This window comes from Sphingomonas sp. P3_C5 (genome assembly GCF_056402635.1).
The window spans coordinates 31,584-52,425 of sequence record NZ_JBFUHA010000017.1 but is presented as its reverse complement, the minus strand read 5'-3'; the positions used below and the strand labels follow the sequence as shown (position 1 = coordinate 52,425).

At 59.1% G+C, this 20,842-nt stretch carries 4 protein-coding genes; all 4 read right to left on the bottom strand.

Annotated features, from left to right (window positions below; genetic code table 11):
• Window positions 1–183 precede the first annotated feature (183 nt).
• The 4 genes from AC1DVS_RS25930 to AC1DVS_RS25915 all read right to left on the bottom strand — a co-directional run bounded on the left by AC1DVS_RS25930 (window position 184) and on the right by AC1DVS_RS25915 (window position 20,817).
• A complete protein-coding gene (locus AC1DVS_RS25930) occupies window positions 184–849 on the bottom strand; it encodes a transposase (protein WP_478027391.1) in 666 nt (221 codons plus the stop codon).
• Between the two features lie 353 nt (window positions 850–1,202).
• Window positions 1,203–1,631: a DUF6386 family protein gene (locus AC1DVS_RS25925; RefSeq protein ID WP_478027390.1), complete on the bottom strand. Its 429-nt coding sequence runs from the start codon at window positions 1,629–1,631 to the stop codon at window positions 1,203–1,205.
• A gap of 11 nt (window positions 1,632–1,642) precedes the next feature.
• Window positions 1,643–19,387, bottom strand: coding sequence for a LysM peptidoglycan-binding domain-containing protein (locus AC1DVS_RS25920; RefSeq protein ID WP_478027389.1), 17,745 nt, complete (start codon window positions 19,385–19,387; stop codon window positions 1,643–1,645).
• Between the two features lie 710 nt (window positions 19,388–20,097).
• Window positions 20,098–20,817, bottom strand: a complete 720-nt coding sequence (locus AC1DVS_RS25915) for a FadR/GntR family transcriptional regulator (protein WP_478027388.1) — start codon at window positions 20,815–20,817, stop codon at window positions 20,098–20,100.
• Window positions 20,818–20,842 lie beyond the last annotated feature (25 nt).

Here is a 20,842-nt window from a genome sequence, read left to right as displayed (position 1 = left end):
ATGTTGGACGTGTGACATAATTCAGGTGGGGTTTGGGCGGTCGCGTTGGAGTTTCACGAGGGGGAATGCGCGAAATGGCGTCTGACGTGTTGGAGAATTTTGTCATGCCTGTCGGGGGTATCGGGGGGATCTGTACAGAACATTGTACAGATCGGCGGGTGCGACAAAAAGGTGCGGTAACCCCTAAGCGGCTTTGGGCTTGGGCCCGCGCTTGCCGGGCGCGAGCGTGAGCCCTGTTCGCGCCTCCATGTCCTCGAGCCATTCGGGCGAGCCGACCGGGCGCCCGACGCTCTCGGCCTTGCGGAGCGCCGCATAGGCCATCGCTTCATTAAAGGGTTCGCCGAGAAAGGCGGCGAAATCGCCGACGCGCTCGAGCGCCGGGGTGACGGTGACGACATGGTCGTTCTCGCCGGCAAGATGCGCCCTGGTGCTCGACCAGCGCCAGTCCTCGGCGCGCTCGGTCAGCCGGGCGCGGACCGGGTTGAGCGCGACATAGCGCAGCGCAGCGACGAAATGCGCCTCGTCCATCGCGACCGAGCTGAAGCGGCCCTGCCACAGATGCCCGGTCACCCGCATCCGCGCGTTGATATAGCCGGTATAGTGGCGGTGGACGTAGCGAAAGGCGCGGCTCAGCCCCTTTTCGTCGCGCGGCACGGCGACGATGTGAACGTGGTTGGGCATCAGGCAATAGGACCAGATCTCCACCCCTGCCCGGCCGGCGGCATCCGCAAGCAGGTCGAGGTAGAGTTCGTAGTCACCGTCCTCGAAGAACACCTTCTCCCGCCGGTTGCCGCGCTGGGTCACGTGATGCGGGATGCCGGGGAGGACGATGCGCGGGAGGCGGGCCATGGTGGGAGGTTAGCGGGTGAAGGTGCGGGAGAAAAGGGGTTATTGCACGTGTCACCGTAATTCCAGGAGGTCGAGATAGAGTTCGTAGTCACCGTCTTCGAAGAATACTTTCTCCCGCCGGTTGCCGCGCTGGGTCACATGATGGGGGATGCCGGGGAGGACGATGCGTGGGAGGCGGGCCATTGTGGGAGGTTAGCGGCTCCGGAGCTCAGAGAAAAGGGGTTATTGCACGTGTCACCGTAATTCCAATTACGCCACGTCACGGTAATTCCCGCCAAAGGCGCCGCAGTGCGCTTCAAAATTGACACCGCCACCTGAAATTTTGCGTATGACGCCCACTCTGCAGCAGCTGGCTAAATCCTTATTACTTCAATAATATTATTTGTGCCTGTGTCACTCGCACTTATGTGAACGACTATATTACTAAGATATTTTTTTACGCTACAAGTGTAATTTCCCGGCTCTAAGAAAATAAAACCGCCGCCCCACGAGCCGTCAGGCTCGAAGCCTCCGCCGGATATTTCCTCGCCCGGCCCGTAATACACCTTACCAGTTTCCGTCTTGAAGTTATATCTATGATCAGTCTCAATATTTTGATCTGAGAATATGACCTCATACGTTCCATCCGATCCGAGGTCGCAGATTATTATATTACCTTTGTTTATCTCTACGATCTTGTCTGCGTGGATGGACCACCAGTCTCCCGCATCATCTTTCCGATGCCGGAGGCACTCAAGGTCAAACAGACAGAACGTGGCTGTGTCGGTTGTGATGCTGGTCATAATTGCAACTCTTATCTGAATGTCACGCTATTGATTGGAGCCCCTGGGATGAGGTTGGCACGCTTCGCAGCCTGCCTCAAGGAGGAACCTACGCTCTGATTTATTGTGTCGTTCAGCAGCCTAAGCCGTTGATCGGCCGCGCCCCCGACGATCAAATCAACGGGGTGGTCGGCATTAAACCTACTGAGATCGAGAGGTTTCCCATACATGCTTTTATATCGTGCGATGACATCGGCGCGATATGCTTCCTGCAAGCTTTTGATACGAACACTATCAGTTCCCGGAGAGAATGTGAGATCGCCGCGTTTTGCAGCACGCTGGATCGACAACGCTTTTCTAGAGAACTGCTTCTGCAAATAAGCCAGCTCATCGGGCGGTAGGTTCGCGTTGCTCAATATTTTTGGCCTGCTGACGATCAGGTCGGCGCCTACCCTGTTTGCGGCGAACGCGCGGACCGTTCCCGCAGTATTCCCAGCCCAAGTATTTGTTGGGGCATTCAGTGTGTATCGTGGCKAGCTGATTCCGAGGTCATAGATTCCGCCGCCGAGCCCGCGCTCCGGAGCGAGAGCCTGAATCCTCCCCACCGGCTCTTCGAATCCGGCAATGCGCGAACTGGCAAGCGGACTAGCGTCGACACCGAGATCAATGACGCTTCCTCCGGAGGCAACGCGCTGAATGTCGATCGCCGCCTGGGCGTCCTCAACGCGGGATATTGAAGACGTTACCAATGAATCGACTTCGGAAATCCCGGACCCGCTGGTAGCGATCCGAGCGTCCGACATAGCAGCGACTGCACGCCCACGCGGGCTTGCAGCTTGCGCCAATTCCATGAGCGCATCGTTGCGGACCGGAGCAGAGCCAACTTCGATACTGGGCGTCGATGATCTTGCGGCGCCCGCCATCGCACTCTCATCCCCAAACTCGTTGAGAGCCCGGATGTCCCTCGCTATCAGCGTAGATGCTTCCACGCCATCAGCAACTTCCCCCGCCGGATTGAGGGCCATGACCACATACGCGGCACCTGTCCCGTATCCTGCTGCGACTTGGTGCCTATCGAGGTGCGAGACGTAATTCGCCAGCTTGCCCAGCTCTACATATGCGGGCGTGTTGTTTAGATTCAGTAAGTCATCCACACCATGAGCAAGCCCCGTCCCCAGTCCTTTTATAGCACCCACAGGATCAGCAACGGCATGCATGGTACTAGTTCCAGCCTTTACCACGGTATGACCAAAGGCCATCGCGGCGTCTGCCTCGAATACCACTCCTCTCAACACAGGAACTCGATCAGTTACGCGATCAGACAGCTTGCTCAGCGTTTTATAGTAATCATATACGTTATCATTCGCTCTTGATATCGTGGTCGCGGCATGTTCCAACCTCTGCGAAGGTGTGGCTGGCATAAAAACCGAAGGATCATCCGGTGCGTAGTGATTACTATACAAATCGCCACGGCTCATCTCCGCAGCAGCTTCGTCCATATCTCTTTCTTCCTGAGATTCCGGTTGAGGCTGCTCCTTTATTCTGGTGCCGGTAACAACTACATCCGATTGCCTTGGGCCGTAGACAATCGATAGACCATTATCCAAATTTTGATTACCGCCGGTATAGCGATCTGCGGGGCCATCGTTGACTTGGTAGAATTCATTCACGGTGCCATCACTGAATAGCCCCCACGCACCGTATAGAATTTTTCCGGTAATGTCCCCATTGTAAGTAATATTTTGCCCGCCGCGATCAGCCACCCCTGGTTGATAATCAATATCTGGGGCTGTATCAACGAAGTTTCCACTCGGAATTAAAGGCTGTTGTACAATCCCGCGCCTGACAATTTTGAGAGATTGCCGTTGCGCAGATGCTTCGACGATTGCGCGCACCTTGTCCAACCGGGCGGCATCAACGGATTCCGGTGACAGTCCACTTGTATTCGAAGTGTCCGTACTTTGTTGATGTTCACCAGGATCAATCACCTTGCCCGCGGGTTTTTTCTTATCTGCGCTGGAAACCCCATTGGAGATCAAATCGCCAATTGTTTGCGCAATCACACCGGGCAACGCTCCAACAATATTGTCACCGAAATCGGAGCCGGTGATGAGACTACGCGTTGCGGCGTTAGCAATCGCGCTCACACTGTTCTGTGCAAAATGCGCCGCATAATTGCCGATTGTGTTGCCCCCTCCGGATAGTGAGGGAAGTTTGGGGAAGGCGATTTCGCCTGCTGCAGCACCGATTCCCGCGGCGGCTACACCAACCCAATCGAAGCCGTGCTGAAGTCGAGTCGCGACGCCTAGACCTTGGGTGATTGCGCTGCCCACGGCGCCGTTAACACCAGCCTGCAGTACCTTGCTGCCAATCCCCAAACCTGCAGCGAAGCTTTTTGTCCCAAATATACCTCCCCCGCCAATGCCTGCGGTCACCCCTCCGCCCAAGGCGGCCATGCCGACCGCTTTCCAGCTAAAGTGATCCTGCAAGCCGGTGGCGACACCTATCCCCTGAGATACGATCGAGCCGATGGCAGCCGAACCGGCACCGATCGCGATGACACCCAATGTGCCTCCCAAGCCTCCACCTATAGCTCCAGCAAGGGTTCCGCCGAAGATTGCGCTGATCCCTCCGCCAGCGCCAAAAATTCCGGTAATCGAGGGCGCGGCGGCAGCCGCTGCCGCGCCGGCAGTCACAACCGTGACCGCGATCGCGATCACGGCAAGCAGGATCATCCCGAGGATGCCGCAACCCTTCTTCGGCGGGACCGGCGCGCCTGGCTGAATATCGCCAAGCGCTGCGTTGGGATTATAGGGCCTGAAGGTAGACGCGTTGTTGTGCGAGTTCGCTATCTTGGATGGGACGATCAGAAGCTGCCCGGCCGTGAGCGGACTGTTGGCATTCAGTCCGTTGGCCTCGGCGATAAGATACCATAGCGCACTGTCGCCATAGATATTCTGCGCCACGGTGGAGAGCGTGTCGCCCTGGATGACCGTGTAGGCCTGGCCTGAACCATTCTCCGCCATGGCCGTAGGGTTCATCGCCTGATAGCTCAGATCGAAATTGGCGTAGGACGAGCCGGTCGTCGCGCCGTTGGCAAAGGGCCCGGATGGCGAGGGGGGCGCGGTGGTGTGTTGGGTGATGCTGGCGGCATAATTGGGGTTCTCCGAACCATTGTTGGAGATCTCGCCGACCATGACATTGTTGAGGTAGAAATAATATTCCGCAGGGCTCGCGCCGCCGGCGGACTGCTGCTGCTTGCGGGCCATGATCTGCCCGGAAGAGGTGGTGGTATAGCTGATGGTGTTGGCATTCTGCCCGGTGCGCGTGACTTGCGCGACGTGACCATTGCCGTCGTAGCTGAAAATGGACGTGGTATTGCCGGCCTGATCGCCCGTAGTTGCAGCCGTGATTTCTCTCTGCTGCGCATTGTCATACCAGCTATAGGAGTTTGCCGTAGTAACGGTGGATTTATACGTACCATTTTTCTTGTTGATTGTTGACTGACTCAATATATTCCCGTTGACATAGGTCCCACTCACCCCTGCCTGTGAATAAAGATAGGTCGTGGAGCCGACATTTGTGTCGCTCCCCTGCACGGCCGCTACCTGATCCGACGTAACCTGACCGAGATTGTTGTAGATCGCCGTACGGGAGTACACGACGACAGTACCGCTGGCATTATATTCATTATGCCCCGTCACCCGGCCAAGTGCGTCGCGCGTGTCCACCGAGCGGGTGACCGGGGACGTGAAGGTGGCGCCCCCGTTCGACGACGTGCCGATGCCGACCGTCGAGAGATACCCATCGGCGGTATAGACATAGGTGTCCTGCGAATATTGATAGCCGGAATAGGAAGTCGCCGTCTTGCGCTGACCAGTCGCATAGTAGGTGATCGCCGTACCCGTTGTCCCGGCGATGACGTGTGTACCCGCCGCGCCCGGCGGGCCCGAAAGCGTGCCCTCAGTAACCGTGAATTGGTTCATGCTGTCATAGGCAAACCAATAGGTATCCGTGGTCGCCGCAGTGAGGTTCTGGTAGCCATCGATGCCCTGGTGCGTGGTAATGTTCGAGCGCACATTGCCATTGGCGTCATAGGTGCGGGTCTGGTCGAAGCTCGGGCGGCTGTTGCCGCTGTCTCCGGGATCCAAAATCCTCATCACCCGGTTCATCGCGTCATAGGTCGCGGTTGAATTTTCCAGGACCGTCGTGATGGGGATGCTATAATAGTAGCCGTAATATGAATTCTGATAATTGCTGGTCGAAGTGTAGTTGGTGGTTACCCGATTACCGGACCTATCATAGCTAAATTTCGATTCGACACTGGCCGAATAATAGATCGACGATCTCGCTGAATTATCAGTAATCTTACTGATTTTGCCGGTATTGTCATAGCTGTAGGAGATGTTTTCAGCTGCCACCCCTGTGGCCGTTACGCTCGTTTCCGTGACGAGTTGACCGGCCTTGTTGAAGGTATAGCTATAGACATTTCCACCGAGATCCGTCTTGGCCACTTCACGACCGAAAGAATCAGTCGAGTCCTTTGAGATCTTCGAGCTATCCAGATAGACGACGGTCTTCGTCCACCCGCCGTACGTCGCCAACCCGGCCGTCGCCTGGGCGGCATTCCACTGATACATATATCGAATCGTATGGCCGCCAAAATCCGTGGTCGAAACGACACGGCCTTCCGCATCGTACGAGGTCGTCTCAATGGCAGGCGCGCCCCCGGAATCAGTCAGAACATTGTTCGAGTGACCAACCCGTTCGCCCTGGCCGTCATAGCTATAATAGTCTTTCAGCTGCAAACCATCGCCCGCCGATCCATCCGAATTGTAGGCACGGATGGGATGGTCCACCTCGATGAGGTTGCCGACCTGGTCGAACGTGTTGGTCGTGACCTTATTCAACGCGTCCGTAATGGTGACCGCGTCGCCAAAAACGTCATAGCCCGTCTTGATCTTGCCACCGTCGGGATGAATTTCGACAAGCGTGAGCGGATCAGCTCCGCCATAGCCCGAGCCCGCCAGCAGGATGCGGGTCGTCAAATTGCCGTTGGCGTCGCGGGTCGCGACGAGGCGACCCGAAGCATCGAAATAGCTATATTGTGTCGGCGTGGTGTTCCAGGCTGAGTTGGCGTCATACCGCGTTTGCACGGAGCTGGTCGGCTGGCCGTCTTCACCCGTTATCTGCACTTGCGGGCTGATCTGAGCGGTTACCCTGCCCATGCTATTGTAGACGAAACTGGTGATGTTCCCGCGGGCGTCGGTCTGCGATGTGACCTCGCCAAAGGCGTTATAAGCCTGTGTCGTTTTGATGAGGTTCTGGCCGACGGTATAGGAGGTGACGACGTTATTGGCGTCCATGACTGAATCACGGAGCGGCATCCGCACCTCGGTTTGCTGATTACGGCCGTCAAAGACGCCGATGGTCACCACCACGCCATTGCCGGCGGCCGCACCCGCTGTATTGGCCCCATTATTTGTCGCCAGCGCAAGGGCCTGATCGACAGTCAGCGGTGCAAGGTCCGTCGTGCCGATCGTCTGGATCGTCAATGTGGCATTGCCATTGCCATCATTGATGTAGGTCTTCCAGGTGCCGTCCCCGCTGTTCGACTGCACGACATGGCCGGTGCTGTCATAAACCGCCTGCGTGGTCAGCGTGCCGTTGATGTTCTGGGCGACGATTTCGCCATAGGTATCATAGGTAACGCCCTGGCTGTCGCCATTGACCCAGCCGCTGCTGGCGGACGATGGGAGCGCCGCGAAAAGGCGGATATTGTCCAACACCATGCCATAGGCATTAATAACCCCGGTTTCGCGCAACCGAAGGGTATTGCCTCCCGCGATCGCGGTAACGTTGAGCCAGTCCGTCTTCATTACGGCGCCAGTACCCGACAAGGTACCGATCACCACGCCGTTCCAGGACACCTCGACGGAGTTAGGGAAGAAGGATGCCGTACCCATATGATCAAGGCCCAACTGAAGAACCTGACCTGCAGTCAAACCGTTTATAGTCTGGCTGATGTCTATATTGCTGCCCGAACCGCCTTCGCCATCCGAATCCAGGCCGTAAATACCGTCCGTAGGACCAATGCCGTATCCCAGACCGGTTGTTATATTAAGGAGACCGGTATTGGCCTTCGTCCAGCCGGGGAGCGAGCTTGTGATAGAGCCCCACTCCGCCGTGTGGTCGACCGCGCCGAGGTCTTCGAAGCTGCCATTGACGATCAGATTTTTGCTGTAATCGTAAACGGCGGCGGCGGTCGCCGACAGATAGGAAGATTGCTGCGATGTTGCGCGACCAAGGGCATCGTAGGAGAAGGTGGTTCGGAAATCGACGGTATCGGAGGCCGCATCCGACGTGTTCCGGATCTGGTCCTGCCGCACAAGGTGGCCCGCCAGATCATAGACGAAATAGGTGGTGAGCTTGGTTTCGGCGGCATTGACGCCTGCGTTGGTCGTCGCCATCAGCCTGCCGTCCGCACCATAGGCATAGGTGTTAATGCGGTCGACCCAATTGCTGACAGTATTCGCGCCAACCTGGGTCCGAGTCACATTGTTCAGACCGTCATAGGAATTGTTCGTCTTTAGCCTGATCGGCAAACCGGCCGAATCCGTCATCTTTGCGCCGAGCGTCGTTATCAAGCGGCCAGCGGCGTCATAAGTATAATTCGTCACATCGCGCGCACCGCTGGTGACGTCCACAGCCGCTTCGGTTTTGGAAGTGACCTCCCCGAGACCGTTATAGGTGTAGGTGATCAGCGAATCGGCAGTCGTGGTGGTCATCCCGCCATTCACGTCGATGATCGCCGACGCGACGTTCAAACGCTTCTCGGTCAGGCGGCGGCCCATTTTATCGTATGCGAACTGCGTGATACGGGCGTTCGTGATCGACCCCGCCAGATTGATCAGGCTGGTCAAGGTCGAACTGGTGCTCGCACCCGTAACCGCGGTTGCATAGCGCGTCTCTGTCAGGACATTCCCGTCCTGATCGAGCACATAGGCGGTGAGATAGCCTGCGCCATCGACCTGCCCGACCTTGCGACCGGCCTTATCATAGTAAGTATAGGCGCTTACGCCGTTCCCATCGGTCGTCTGAACGATATTGCCCGACGCGTCATAGGCGGTCTGCCCTGTAACCAACGGGTTAGCCGACGTGGCGAGCGTGGTGACATAGGTCGACCCATTCCACTTTCCGGTTAGGGCGCTGGGAGTGCTGGTCGACTTCAGCCGGTTATTGCGGTCGTAGATATAGTCGGTCTGACGGAAAACGGTCGAATTTGTGATAGGCGGTTTAGTGCCGTCCGTTGTCGCAGGCACAGTCTGTGCCGTGCCGTAGATCTTTTGCTGAACGACATTGCTGTTGGCATCATAAGTCCAGGCACTGGCCGTGCCGACCGCGTTGATCTCCAATGTCTTGCGATTGAGATGATCGTAATAGCTGAACGTCCTGGCCCCGTTTGGATCCGTGGTCAGGAGGAGGTTGCCCTGTCGGTCATATTGATAGCGGGTAACGGGCGCCACGGTGCCCTGGTTGAGCGTCGCGACGACATCACCCGTCTGTTTGGTCAGGCGATCAAGAGCGTCATATTCATAGCGTGTCGTCCTCTGTTCCGGCAGGCCCTGAGCCTCGACCATCTTCAAGCGGTTGCCGCGCGAATCATATGTATAGGTGTTCGTGACGGAGTTGGCGTTTATCGTTCCATTGGCTGCAATCGATTGTATCGGAAGCGTCTCGGTGAGCATCAACCCGCGTAGGTCGTAGGTATAGTTTGTGGTGTATGCCGCACCGGTGCCGAGCTTATTGGTTATCGAAAGGCGGTTTCCAAAGGCGTCGAGTCCGTAGCGTTCGGTACAATTCGCGGCATCGGTCGTGCTGGACAGCCGATTCAGCAAATCATAGCCGAAGGTGGTGGTTTCATCGGCGGCCCCGGGGGGCGCCATCGTGGGGCGGACACCGGCACTATAGGTCCCGCTGACCAGCGCCGTCACGTAGCGCGTTACCGACTCGGTCTCACCGGCAAAGGTATAGGTCGTCCCGGTCGCATAGCCTTCGGGATCGACCTGCAGCGTCAGCTGGTTGAGAGTGTTATAGTAGAAATAGCCGATATTCAGCCGCGGATCGGTGACAGTCTGCACGTTACCGAAAGCGTCGTAAGTGTTCGTCGTCACCGCGTTGGGGACGCCGGAGTCGAGCGCGACCGAGGTCGTCAGGACGTTGCCGTTGGCATCGTAGGTGTAGGTCGTGCCGTAGGCCGTATAGACATTGTCGATATCGGTCGGGCTTGGCGAGACCAGCGCTGTGAGGACCACGCTGCCATTGCCCTCGAGCTTGCCGGTGACCCGACCGAGCGCATCATATTTGTAGGAGGTGGTGGTCACCTCACTCTGGCCGAAGGCGCGGGTCGTCGAGGTCAGCCGGCCGAGTGCGTCATAGCTCTGCTTGGTGATGGTTTCGTCGCTCGTCCCGGGCGCGAAGACGGTTGTGGTCGCCTGACCAAGCTGGTTGAGGGTGAGGACAGTGCGGACGTTCGTGGGGTCGACGGTCTCGACGAGGCGTCCGGCGGAGTCATAGAGATACTCGGTCTTTGCCGCGGGTTTGTCCGGGCTCGGCGTAACGGCAACGTAGGTTTTCGCTAGGTCTAGGGTCGTGTTGTCGGCGAAGGCGACATATGTGACGCCACCGGTGGTGGTACCATCGAACCGGTCGCCATAACGGGTGGTGGAGCGGACGCTGCCGCCCTCGTTGTAGGTATATTGGGTGACATATTTTTCGGCATCGACATCGAAGCGCAGCCGGCCGTCCTGGTCGTAGATCGCGCGCGAGATGCGATCGTATGTGGTGTTCGGATAGCCCGCCACGAAGTTCGCCATGGCGGCGTCGGTGGGGTTACCCGTCGTATCGGCCATAACCGTGACGTAATTCGTAAAGGCCTGCAGCTGCTTGGTCACATTGCCATACGCGTCGTAGCTGTAAGCAGTCACATAGCCGGCGGCGTCGATCGCGTAGGTGCGTTGATGATCGGTATTGTAGACGTTGCGCGTGATCTGCGCATCGCTGGGCGGCGTGCCGAGGGCGGTCGAGATTGCATCGACCGTATAGGCCGTCGGGGTGAGCGGTGCCTTATAGGCGATGCTGCGGATTGCGTTGCCGGTCACATCATAGTCGAACTGGGTCACGAAATTGCCCGCGTCGAAGCTGTAACGAAGCTTCCCGTCGCGATCATAGACTGAGTGGGTCAGTTCATCGCTAGCCGGGGTCGCAACGACATAGGAAGCGATGTCACTGACTTTGGCCGCAGTGCCTAGAGTAATGAGACTGGCGAGATTCGTGGAAGAAAGCGGTTTCGCATAGGCCTGGGTGAGGATCACCCGGCCTTCATTGTCGTAGCTGTTCTGGATGACACCACCGAGCGCGTCGATCGTGTAGATCAGGCGCTCGGCATTGTCATAAACGTAGCGCGTCACATTGTTGAGCGCATCCTGGACGGCCGCCACGTTGCCGCGCCCGTCATAGCTGTAGGTCGTTATGTTGTTGAGCGCGTCCTTGCTGGTCTTGAGCCGCCCGGCGCGATCATAGGTCTTGATGGTAGGCTGCGAGGCCGGATCGGTGAGCGTTACAACCCGCCCGAACGCGTCATATTCATAGCCGGTGCTGATCGCCTTGCCTGTCGGGTCGATGATCGATGTCTTGAGCAGGCCGCGCCGGTCATAGGTCTTTTTGGTCTCGATCGTGGGCGACACGGTGGAATCGAACGGATCCGTCTCGGAGGTCAGGTCGCCGAACGCATCGTAATAATAGTTCGTTGTCAGGTTGAGAGTGTCAATCGAGTCCTTGATCGTGCCATCGACATTATAGTCAACATGGACCTTGGAATCGGCACCGCTGGTCGGGAGGTTGAGGATCGCGTTTGTGCCCGAGATGCTGCTGGCCGCGCCGCCGGTCATGGCGGCGGCGTCGATCCGCTTGGCGTAGAGGGTCGTGTCGGTGCGCTGGCCGAGGCCGTTATAGCTGTATCCGGTTACCTCTCCGAGCGGCTTGATCACATAAGCGAGCGTGCCATCGGCGTTGTAATAGTTCAGCGTCCGCGCAGGGGACGAACCGGTGCCCCGCCCCTCGCTGGTCGCGATCAGGCGGCTGTCCGCATCATAGGTATAGGTGATGCCCCAGGCCGCGTAGACCGCGTCGATGTCCGTCTGGTTCATTCCAGCGGTGAGCTTCGCATTGCCCTCGGCATTGAGCGCGCCCGTCAGCCGCCCAAGCGCGTCATAGCGCTGGTTGAACACATGCGGATCGCTGCTGTCCGACTGGGTCGTGGTCGAGACCAGATTGCCTACCTGATCATAGGTGTAGCTGGTCGTCGTCGAGACAGTCGTCGAGGCGGTCACCAACAGCTTTCTGACCTGGGTCTTCACCTGGCCAAAGGCGTTGTAAGTATAGTCGACGGTATCGAGAATCGCGCTCCCGGCGCCAGGCAATGTCGCTATGGTGGGTGGCGTTGTCATATATGCCGCCGGATCGACCTGCTGGCCGCTCACCTGCTGCGCAAGGTCTCCCTGGCTTGTATAATAATAGCGCGTGAGGTCGCCTTCGCCGTCTATCTCGGCTGCGAGCAACCCGCGGGCATCGTAGACCATCCAGTGATGAATGTCCTTCGGGTTGGAACTGGCCCCGGTTGTCGGATTCGCGCCGACATTGGCCAGCAGATCTGCAAATGTGCCGGTTGCACGCAGGCTCGGGGGAGAGGCGTCCGCTTGTTTTGCGTAGGCAATCGTGTGGACCTTGTGTCCGGCGGCGTCGTAGAAGAACTGGGTGAGATCCCCCTCTGCATCGAGGGTGCCGATGACATTGCCGTCCTTGTCGTAGAACATCCGGCTTACGCGATCGAGCCCATTGGTAGCCGGCAGGTAGCTCGGAACGTGCGGGGCGGCGCCCCCCGCGCTTTGCGCGGTGAGAACCGGCGCGGATACGAGGAGCGTGTTTCCGGCACTCGCGGAAAGCCCGGTGCCGATCCAGATTTGCGGCACCATCTGCGTGTCGGGGCCGTTGAAGACGCGCGATATCTGGATGGTCGTAGGGGCCGTGGTGCTGAGGCCGGAGATCTGGAAGCTGGCGCCGAGGTGCGCCGTAGCCGTCCCGGGGCCCGCGAGCGAGATGGTTGCCTCGCCAGCATTGCCCCAGCCGGTGTTCACCCCCCATAGATCGATAACCGCGCTGGTCGCGCTGCTCGTGCCCTGGAGCGTGATCGTAAAGGTGGCTGTCTGCCCCGCGGTCACGGGCGCATATTGGTAGAGATAGGCCGAAGTGCCGGTTGCCGTCTGGGTGAGCGTGCCGCCGCTGAACGATCCGCCATAGACTGACCAGCTGCCGATCAGATTGGGGGCCCCGCCGGCCGAGGTCTTCAGCGTGGCGATATCAGTCGCAGAGACCGCACCCGCATAATGGGTCGTCGAAACCAGCTGCGACAGGCTGTCATAGGTGTAGACCGTGGTCGAACCCATCCCATCGATCGTCTGGACCAGGCGCTGGTCGAGATCGTAGATGTTGAACGTCCACTGATTTTCGTTTGGATTTGTGGTCGGACGCACAGTATCGAGCGTGGCTGTGGCTATGAGGTTGCCGCTGTTATCCACCAACTGGCCATAGCTGACCCTCGTCGCATAGCGCGTCGTGCTGGTGACATCGCCTTGGCCGTCGTAGCGATATTCGGTGAGCGTTCCCGATCCGTCGACCTCACCGGTCTTGCGCCCGACGCTATCGTAGAAGAAATAATTATACTGCCCGAGCCCATCCACCTTGAGCTTGAGCTGACCCAGCGCATCATATTTGTTGGTTGAGGTGGTGAGGGTGCCACCGCTTAAGACGTTCGCCAGAAGATCAGTGAAGACGCCGCTCGCGCGTAGGCCGGCAGTCGTGCCAACTGCCCGGGCGTAAGCGATGGTCTGGATCTTGAGCCCGCTGGCATCATAGACAATCTTGGTGAGATAGCCGTCCGCGTCGAGGGTGCCGGTGACATTGCCGTCCATGTCGTAGAACATCCGGCTGAGGCGGTCGTTGGGATCGGTACCCGGCAGGTAGCTCGGAACGTGCGGCGTCGTCCCTCCCGGGGCTTGCGAGGTGAGAACCGGCGCGGACACGATGATCGAGCTTCCGGTAGTCGCGGTGAGCCCGGTCCCGATCCAGATTTGCGGCGCCATCTGCGCATCGGGGGCGTTGAAGACGCGCGAGATCTGGATGGTCGTCGCGATATTGGCATCGAGGCCGGAGATCTGGAAGCTGGCACCGATAAAGGCCGTGGCCGTCCCGGGGCCCGAGAGCGAGATGGTTGCGTCGCCGCCATTGCCCCAAGCGGTGCTCTCCCCCCATAGATCGATAACCGCGCTGGTCGCGGTGCCCGCCTTGAGCGTCACCGTGAAGGTGACCGTCTGCCCCGCGGTCACGGGCACCCATTGGGCGAGATAGGCCGAAGTGCCGGCTGCCGTCTGGGCGAAGGCGCCGGCGTTGAACGATCCGCCATTGACTGACCAGTTGCCGATCAAATTGGGGGCCCCGCCCGCCGAGGCCTTCAGCGCCGCGATATCGGTCGGAGAGACCTTGCCCGCATATTGGGTCGTCGAGACCAGCTGCGACAGGCTGTCATAGGCATAGACCGTGGTCGCCCCGGTCCCGTCGATCGTCTGCACCAGGCGCTGGTCGAGATCGTAGATGTTGAACGTCCACTGATCGTCGCTTGGATTCGGGGCCGGACGCACGCTGCCCAGCGTGACACTGGTAGGATTGCCGTTGCCGTCCACAAGGGAGGCAAGCTGGGCCGGTGTCAGCTTCGTCGCATAGCGCGTCGTGCTGGTGACATCGCCTTGGGCATCGTAGCGATACTCGGTTATGTCGCCCAATCCATCGATGTCCGCGGTTTTGCGTCCGGCACTGTCATAGAAGAAATAGGTGTACTGCCCGAGCGCGTCCTTGATGAGTTTGAGCTGACCCAAAGCGTCATATTTGTAGGTCAGCTGCTCGTCGTTTGGATTCGAGGCCGGACGCACGGTATCGAGCGTCAAGGCCACGGTATTGCCGCTGCCATCCACCATCGTGGTCCGGGGATTGCCGCTGCTGTCCACCAACTGGCTATAGGTGAGCGTCGTCGCATAGCGCGTCGTGCTGGTGATATCGCCTTGGCCGTCGTAGCGATATTCGGTGACTGCGCCCAACGCATCGACTTCGGCCGTCTTGCGTCCGGCGCCATCGTAGAAGAAATAGGTATACTGCCCGAGCGCGCCCACCTTGAGCTTGAGCTGACCCAGCGCATCATATTTGTTGGTCGAGGTTGCGCTGGTGGCGGTGCCGACGCTCGCAAGCAATTGCGCAAAAGTGCCGCCGGCGCGCAGGGTCGAGATGGTCACGGCCGCGTACGCGATGGTCTGGGTCTTGCGCCCGCTGGTGTCATAGACAATCTTGGTGAGATAGCCGTCCGCGTCGAGCGTGCCGGTGACGTTGCCATCCAGGTCGTAGAACATTCGGGTGACGCGGTCGTTGGTTGTATCGGTACCCGGCTGATAGCTCGCGGCGTGTGGGGGGGCGCTTTGTATGATCAGCGTCGGCGATACCAGGAGGATCGCACTCGTGGTTCCCGCCACGGTAGGGCTGCCCAGGGCGATGTACGGCCTCAGCAGGGTTTCAGGGGAACGGATGGTGCGCGTGATCCTGACGACCGTGGCAACGCTGGTGCTCAGCCCCGATACGGTCACCCCGGAGTTGACGCCGCCATAGCCGGCGATTGTGCCGGAGCCCGATACGATCGCATAGGAGCTATCGGCGTTGGCGCCCCAGCCGGTGCTCGCGCCATAAAGCGCCACCACCGCGCTGGTCCCCGCACCGGTCCCCATGAGCGTGACCGTGAAGGTGACCTGCTGATCCGCACCGGTCACCGGGGATGAGAACTCCACGGTGGAATATGCCCCGACCGCGGACTGCGTGACCTGATAGAAAGACGCCCCGTTGACCGTGGTGGGACTGACCGACGCGCTATTTTTCGTCCACAGGGTGATATCCGTGGGGGCCAGATTGGGGGCGGTCTCGTTCGCCTTCAGCGTCGCGATGTTGGCCGCAGAGACCGTGCCCGCATAATGGGTGGTCGAGATCAGCTGCGACAGGCTGTCATAGGCGTAGACCGTGGTCGCCCCGGTCCCATCGATCGTCTGCACCAGGCGCTGAGCGAGATCGTAGATGTTGAACGTCCACTGATCGTCCGTGCTCGCGGCCGGGCGCACAGCGTCAAGCGTCAAGGCCACGGTATTGCCGCTGCCATCCACCATCGTGGTCAGGGGATTGCCGCTGCTGTCCACCAACTGGCTATAGTTAAGCTTCGTCGCATAACGCGTCGTGCTGGTGACATCGTCCTGAGTGTCGTAGCGATATTCGGTGACTGCGCCCAACGCATCGACTTCGGCCGTCTTGCGTCCGGCGCCATCGTAGAAGAAATAGGTGTACTGCCCAAGCGCACCCACCTTGAGCTTGAGCTGACCCAGCGCATCATATTTGTTGGTCGAGGTTGCGCTGGTGGCGCCGACGCTCGCAAGCAATTGCGCAAAAGTACCGCCAGCGCGCAGGCTTGAGGTGGTCGCGGCCGCATAGGCGATGGTCTGGGTCTTGAGCCCGCCGGCGTCATAGACAATCTTGGTGAGATAGCCGTCCGCGTCGAGGGTGCCGGTGACATTGCCGTCCATGTCGTAGAACATCCGGCTGAGGCGGTCGTTGGGATCGGTACCCGGCAGATAGCTCGGAATGTGTGGCATCGTCGCGCCCGCGCTTTGCGCGGTGAGAACCGGCGCGGATACGAGGAGCGTGTTTCCGGCACTTGCGGAAAGCCCGGTCCCGATCCAGATCGCCGGCTGCATCTGGCTGTCAGGTGCGTTGTAGACGCGCGAGATCTGGATAACCGTCGGGGCATTGGCGCTGAGGCCGGAGATCTGGAAGCTGGCGCCAAGGTACCCCGTAGCCGTCCCGGGACCCGACAGCGAAATCGTGGCATCGCCGGCATTGCCCCATCCGGAGCTCGGGCCATACAGAGCGATGACCGCGCTGCTTGCCGAGCCCGCCTGGAGCGTGACCGTGAAGGTGACCGTCTGGCCCGATGTCGTTATCGGGGAATATTGCCACATAGAGGCCGAAGTGCCGGTTGCCGTCTGGGTAAGCGTGCCGCCGATGAGCGACCCGCCATTGGTTGACCAGTTGCCGATCAGATTGGGAGGCCCGCTCTCCAAGGCCTTCAGCGTCGCGATATCGGTCGGAGAGACCTTGCCCGCGCGTTGAGTCGTCGAGACCAGCTGCGACAGGCCGTCATAGGCATAGACCGTGGTCGCCCCGGTCCCGTCGATCGTCTGCACCAGGCGCTGGGCGAGATCGTAGATGTTGAACGTCCACTGATCGTCGGTTGGATTCGCGGTCGGACGCACGGTGTCGAGCGTGGCGGTGGTTACGAGGTTGCCGCTGCTATCCACCAGCTGGCTATAGTTGAGCTTCGTCGCATAGCGCGTCGTGCTGGTGACATCGTTCTGGGCGTTGTAGCGATATTCGGTGAGCGTTCCCGATCCGTCGACCTCACCGGTCTTGCGCCCGACGCTATCGTAGAAGAAATAATTATAGTTCCCGAGCGCATCCTTCTTGAGCTTGAGCTGGCCCAAGGCATCATATTTGTAGGTCGACATGACAGACGCCACGTCGGCCCCAGACTCAGTGGAGCTTATGAGTTCGCCGGCAAGATCATAGACCGACACGCGCGTGACACCACCGACCATCGTGACGGTGGTCGTGTGGTTCGCATCTTCGAAGAGAACTGACGTCTCGACGCCGTCATTGTCGCTGGTCGACTTGATGCGGCTGAGGCCGTCATAGGTGTAGGATTCGATCTTGGTCCGGCCACCAGTGGAGACCAGCCGTGTGAGCAGATCGCCGTGCTGGCTATAGGTGTAGGTGGTTTCGTTTTTGGTCGATGCGAGGTCGAACTGGCCACTCGACAACAGTTTCGAATAGCCCCGCACCGCCTTCACATTTCCGCGCGCGTCATAGTCTGTCTCAGTGCGCCTCGCCGCGCTCCGTTTGCTCGCGTTGCTAATGATCCAGTCGCTAACGTTCGAGGCATTTGGTGTCGGATACGTGACAAAGTCGAATTTGGCGCCCGCATATTCGATCACGCTCGTCTGGTTGCCATTCCCATCATAGCCATAGGCAGTCACGGCGCCTTCAGCCGAGACCGAATAGAGGAGATTCAGCGTGGCCGGGTCGTAGAAGTACCTGCTGATCTGCGGCAAATTTGCTGTCTGGGTCCCCGCACCGTCCGGATCAGGAGTAACAAATCGGGTCTCAGTGAGCACCCGCCCCTTAAAATAGGTTCGCTCGATCCTGTTGCCGAGCGCATCCTGCTCGCTGGTGCGGTTCCCGGAGGAATCATAGCCATAGGAGACGACTTCGCCATTTCCCTTATCAACCGACGTCACATTGCCGTTATTCGGATCGTAGGCGAATTGCTGGACCTGCCCCGCCGATGAAACGATCTTGGTCAGGTTTCCCTTCACGTCATATGTCAGGACGGTTTTCTGGTTCAGCGCGTCTGTGATGGTCGTTTGGGTGGCGGTATCGTAGGCGAATGTCGACACGCGGTTCGCGCTGCCCGTAACCGCCTGGGTCAGCTTCGAGACCCGACCTGAGCCGTCATACTCTACCGTGACCGAAGAACCGTCAGTCTCGCTGATTACCCAAATGCGGCCATCGCTATAATAGCTATAGCTGGTTGTATACGTCGTGTTCGCGACCGCGCCGTCTCCGGTATTTTCCGGGGTCAGGTCGACCTGTACTGATGATAGCTTACCGGCGGCGGTGTAAAAATATTGAGTCCGAGTAATCGTACTTGTGTTACCGGTCCCGTAGTGGGTGACGATCGCGGTTATTTTGCCGCTGCTATCCCAGCTATATTGCTCATATTCGCCGTTCTGGGTCGTCACCTTGTCAAGGTTCGCCCCGTTATAAGTGAAGCTGAGCTTGTTGCCTTTTGTATCGCCAAACTCGGTGATCCGCCAGTTCGCGCCATTGCTGTAGTAATATTGGGCGACGGGACTCCCGCTGTTGGACCAGCTCCACACGCCGCTGGCATAAGTCAGATTGTCGGTGCTCGCCGTGCCTGAACTGACGATATATTTGGAGGTCGCCGTGTCCCAGCTATAGATGCTGCTCGTACCGTCCGATTTGAGGCGCGTGATCGTGCTGCCAGCGGTGTTGACGGTACCGGTCAGGCCGTAGACGCCATAGCCTGTATATTTCTCGGTGAACTGCGTGTCGCCGTCGGTCCAGGTCCACACACCGCTCGTATTGGTCAGCGTGTCATAAGCGCCGCTCCCGTCAGTGGCGACATAGGCCGTACCGTTCCAGGTGTAGGTGACGTCCGACCCGTCACCCGATGTCCGCTTCACGGTGCTGCCGGTCGCGTTGAGCGTGCCGGTCAGCCCATGGATGGCACGCGTCGTGCTCTGGCGCCAATGGTCGTTATTATCCCCGTCGGACACGTCTTCGATGCTGTTATAGGCCCGCCCGATCGACGAATTCAGGCCGAGCCCAACCAGAAATTCGTCCTGCTGGGTGATCAGGAGATTGCCATTGGCCGCGTTCACCGCGAGCCGCTCGCCATTTCGCCCCAGCGACGCGGCGCCAAGGAGCCCGACGCCCCCCAGAACCGAAGCCGATCCGCGCTCTGTGCCGGCACCGAGACCTGTGAAAATCGCAACCATGGAATCCCCCGAATTTGTCAGGAGGCACCCCGAAACGGCCGCATCGCGCGGCACCTCAAACTAAGATCGGGAAAGAATGAAAATTGTTTAGCGATATTTTTTGATAGCTCGAATTTTTTCACAACCCGCTGATCGATCAGGATTACATTGATCGCCGATCAATGGCGCGACCACCCCGGGCCCAATGCCACCTGCCGGCCCCTAATACGCGCCCAGCTCTGCGATCCGGGCCCCGCCGCCATCCGGAACCGGAAGTCAGCTTCGATCGGAGCAGGCAGGCGGGCTCCGTAAACGGGCGCCGGGAACCGAGACTGTCGCAACCAACAATGGAAAGTTTCTGAGAACGGTTGCTTTACGGAAGTGGCTGATGTTGTGACCTTCAGCGGTCCGCTGGTAGAAATTGTATCGTGCAGTCAGCTGCTTAGGCGCCCATCAGGTCCCTCTTCTGGCTGGGCGACAAGGTCAGCGGAGTGCGGGTCATCATGTTTCTCCCAACGCTTTTGAGCGCAGGCTCGCGGGGAGCGCCGATCGCGACAAGGCCGAGCAACCCTATGACCCAGCATGTACAAGGCCGGTGCCAGTAGATCACCAGTTATGCCTGTCGGGCAGGCGACGACGAACCGGGTTTTGAGGAGCGTCTAGCCCGACGCAAGTCATACACTAGTCGACCCGCGGAATTGCGCAGCTCGTCTCAGACGTGACTTCCGATGTCAGTCCCCTGTTTCACACTCGGCCGCCTTGCGGCGTCGATGGCGCTCAAGGCTTTTCTGCATGTGGCGCCGTGCGGCCCGGCGCGCACGCGCGGGATCCTGTGCCTCGATCGCAATGAGGATCGCCTCATGATCGCGGTAGATATCGCGCGCATAAGCGCGGTGCTCAGTCTCGGCCCGGTCCTTCAGATAAAGCCGGCGCGGCGGCACGAGGCGAATGCCGAGGAAGTCCATGAAACGAAGATAATAGTCGTTGCGGGTCGCCGCCGCGATTGCGCGGTGGAACGCCATGTCAGCGGCGACGGCTTCGTCGATATCGCCGCTCGTCCGCATCAACTCGAGCCATTTGCGCATTTCAGCCACATCCTCCCCGGTTCGGCGGGTGGCGGCGAGATCGGCGATCTCGGTCTCGAGCGCCATGCGCATCTCGAGCAGTTTGATCACGTCGTCCATTTCGCCCATTTCCTCGGGCGTGACCTGGAACGCCTGATAGCGCGCTGTCTCGGCGACATAGGCGCCCGATCCGCGCCGGGATTCGAGCAGGCCCCTGGCCGCAAGTCGCGCGAATGCCTCACGAACAACCGTCCGGCTTACGCCGAAGCTGTCGGTGATCGCCTTTTCAGTCGGGAAGCGCGATCCGGGCGGCATGTCGCCAACCTCGATGCGGCGCTCGAACTGCTTCACCAGATCGTCGGCGAGCGATGCGGCTTTGGTCGTCATGGCGCAATCCTATCAGCAATCCCGG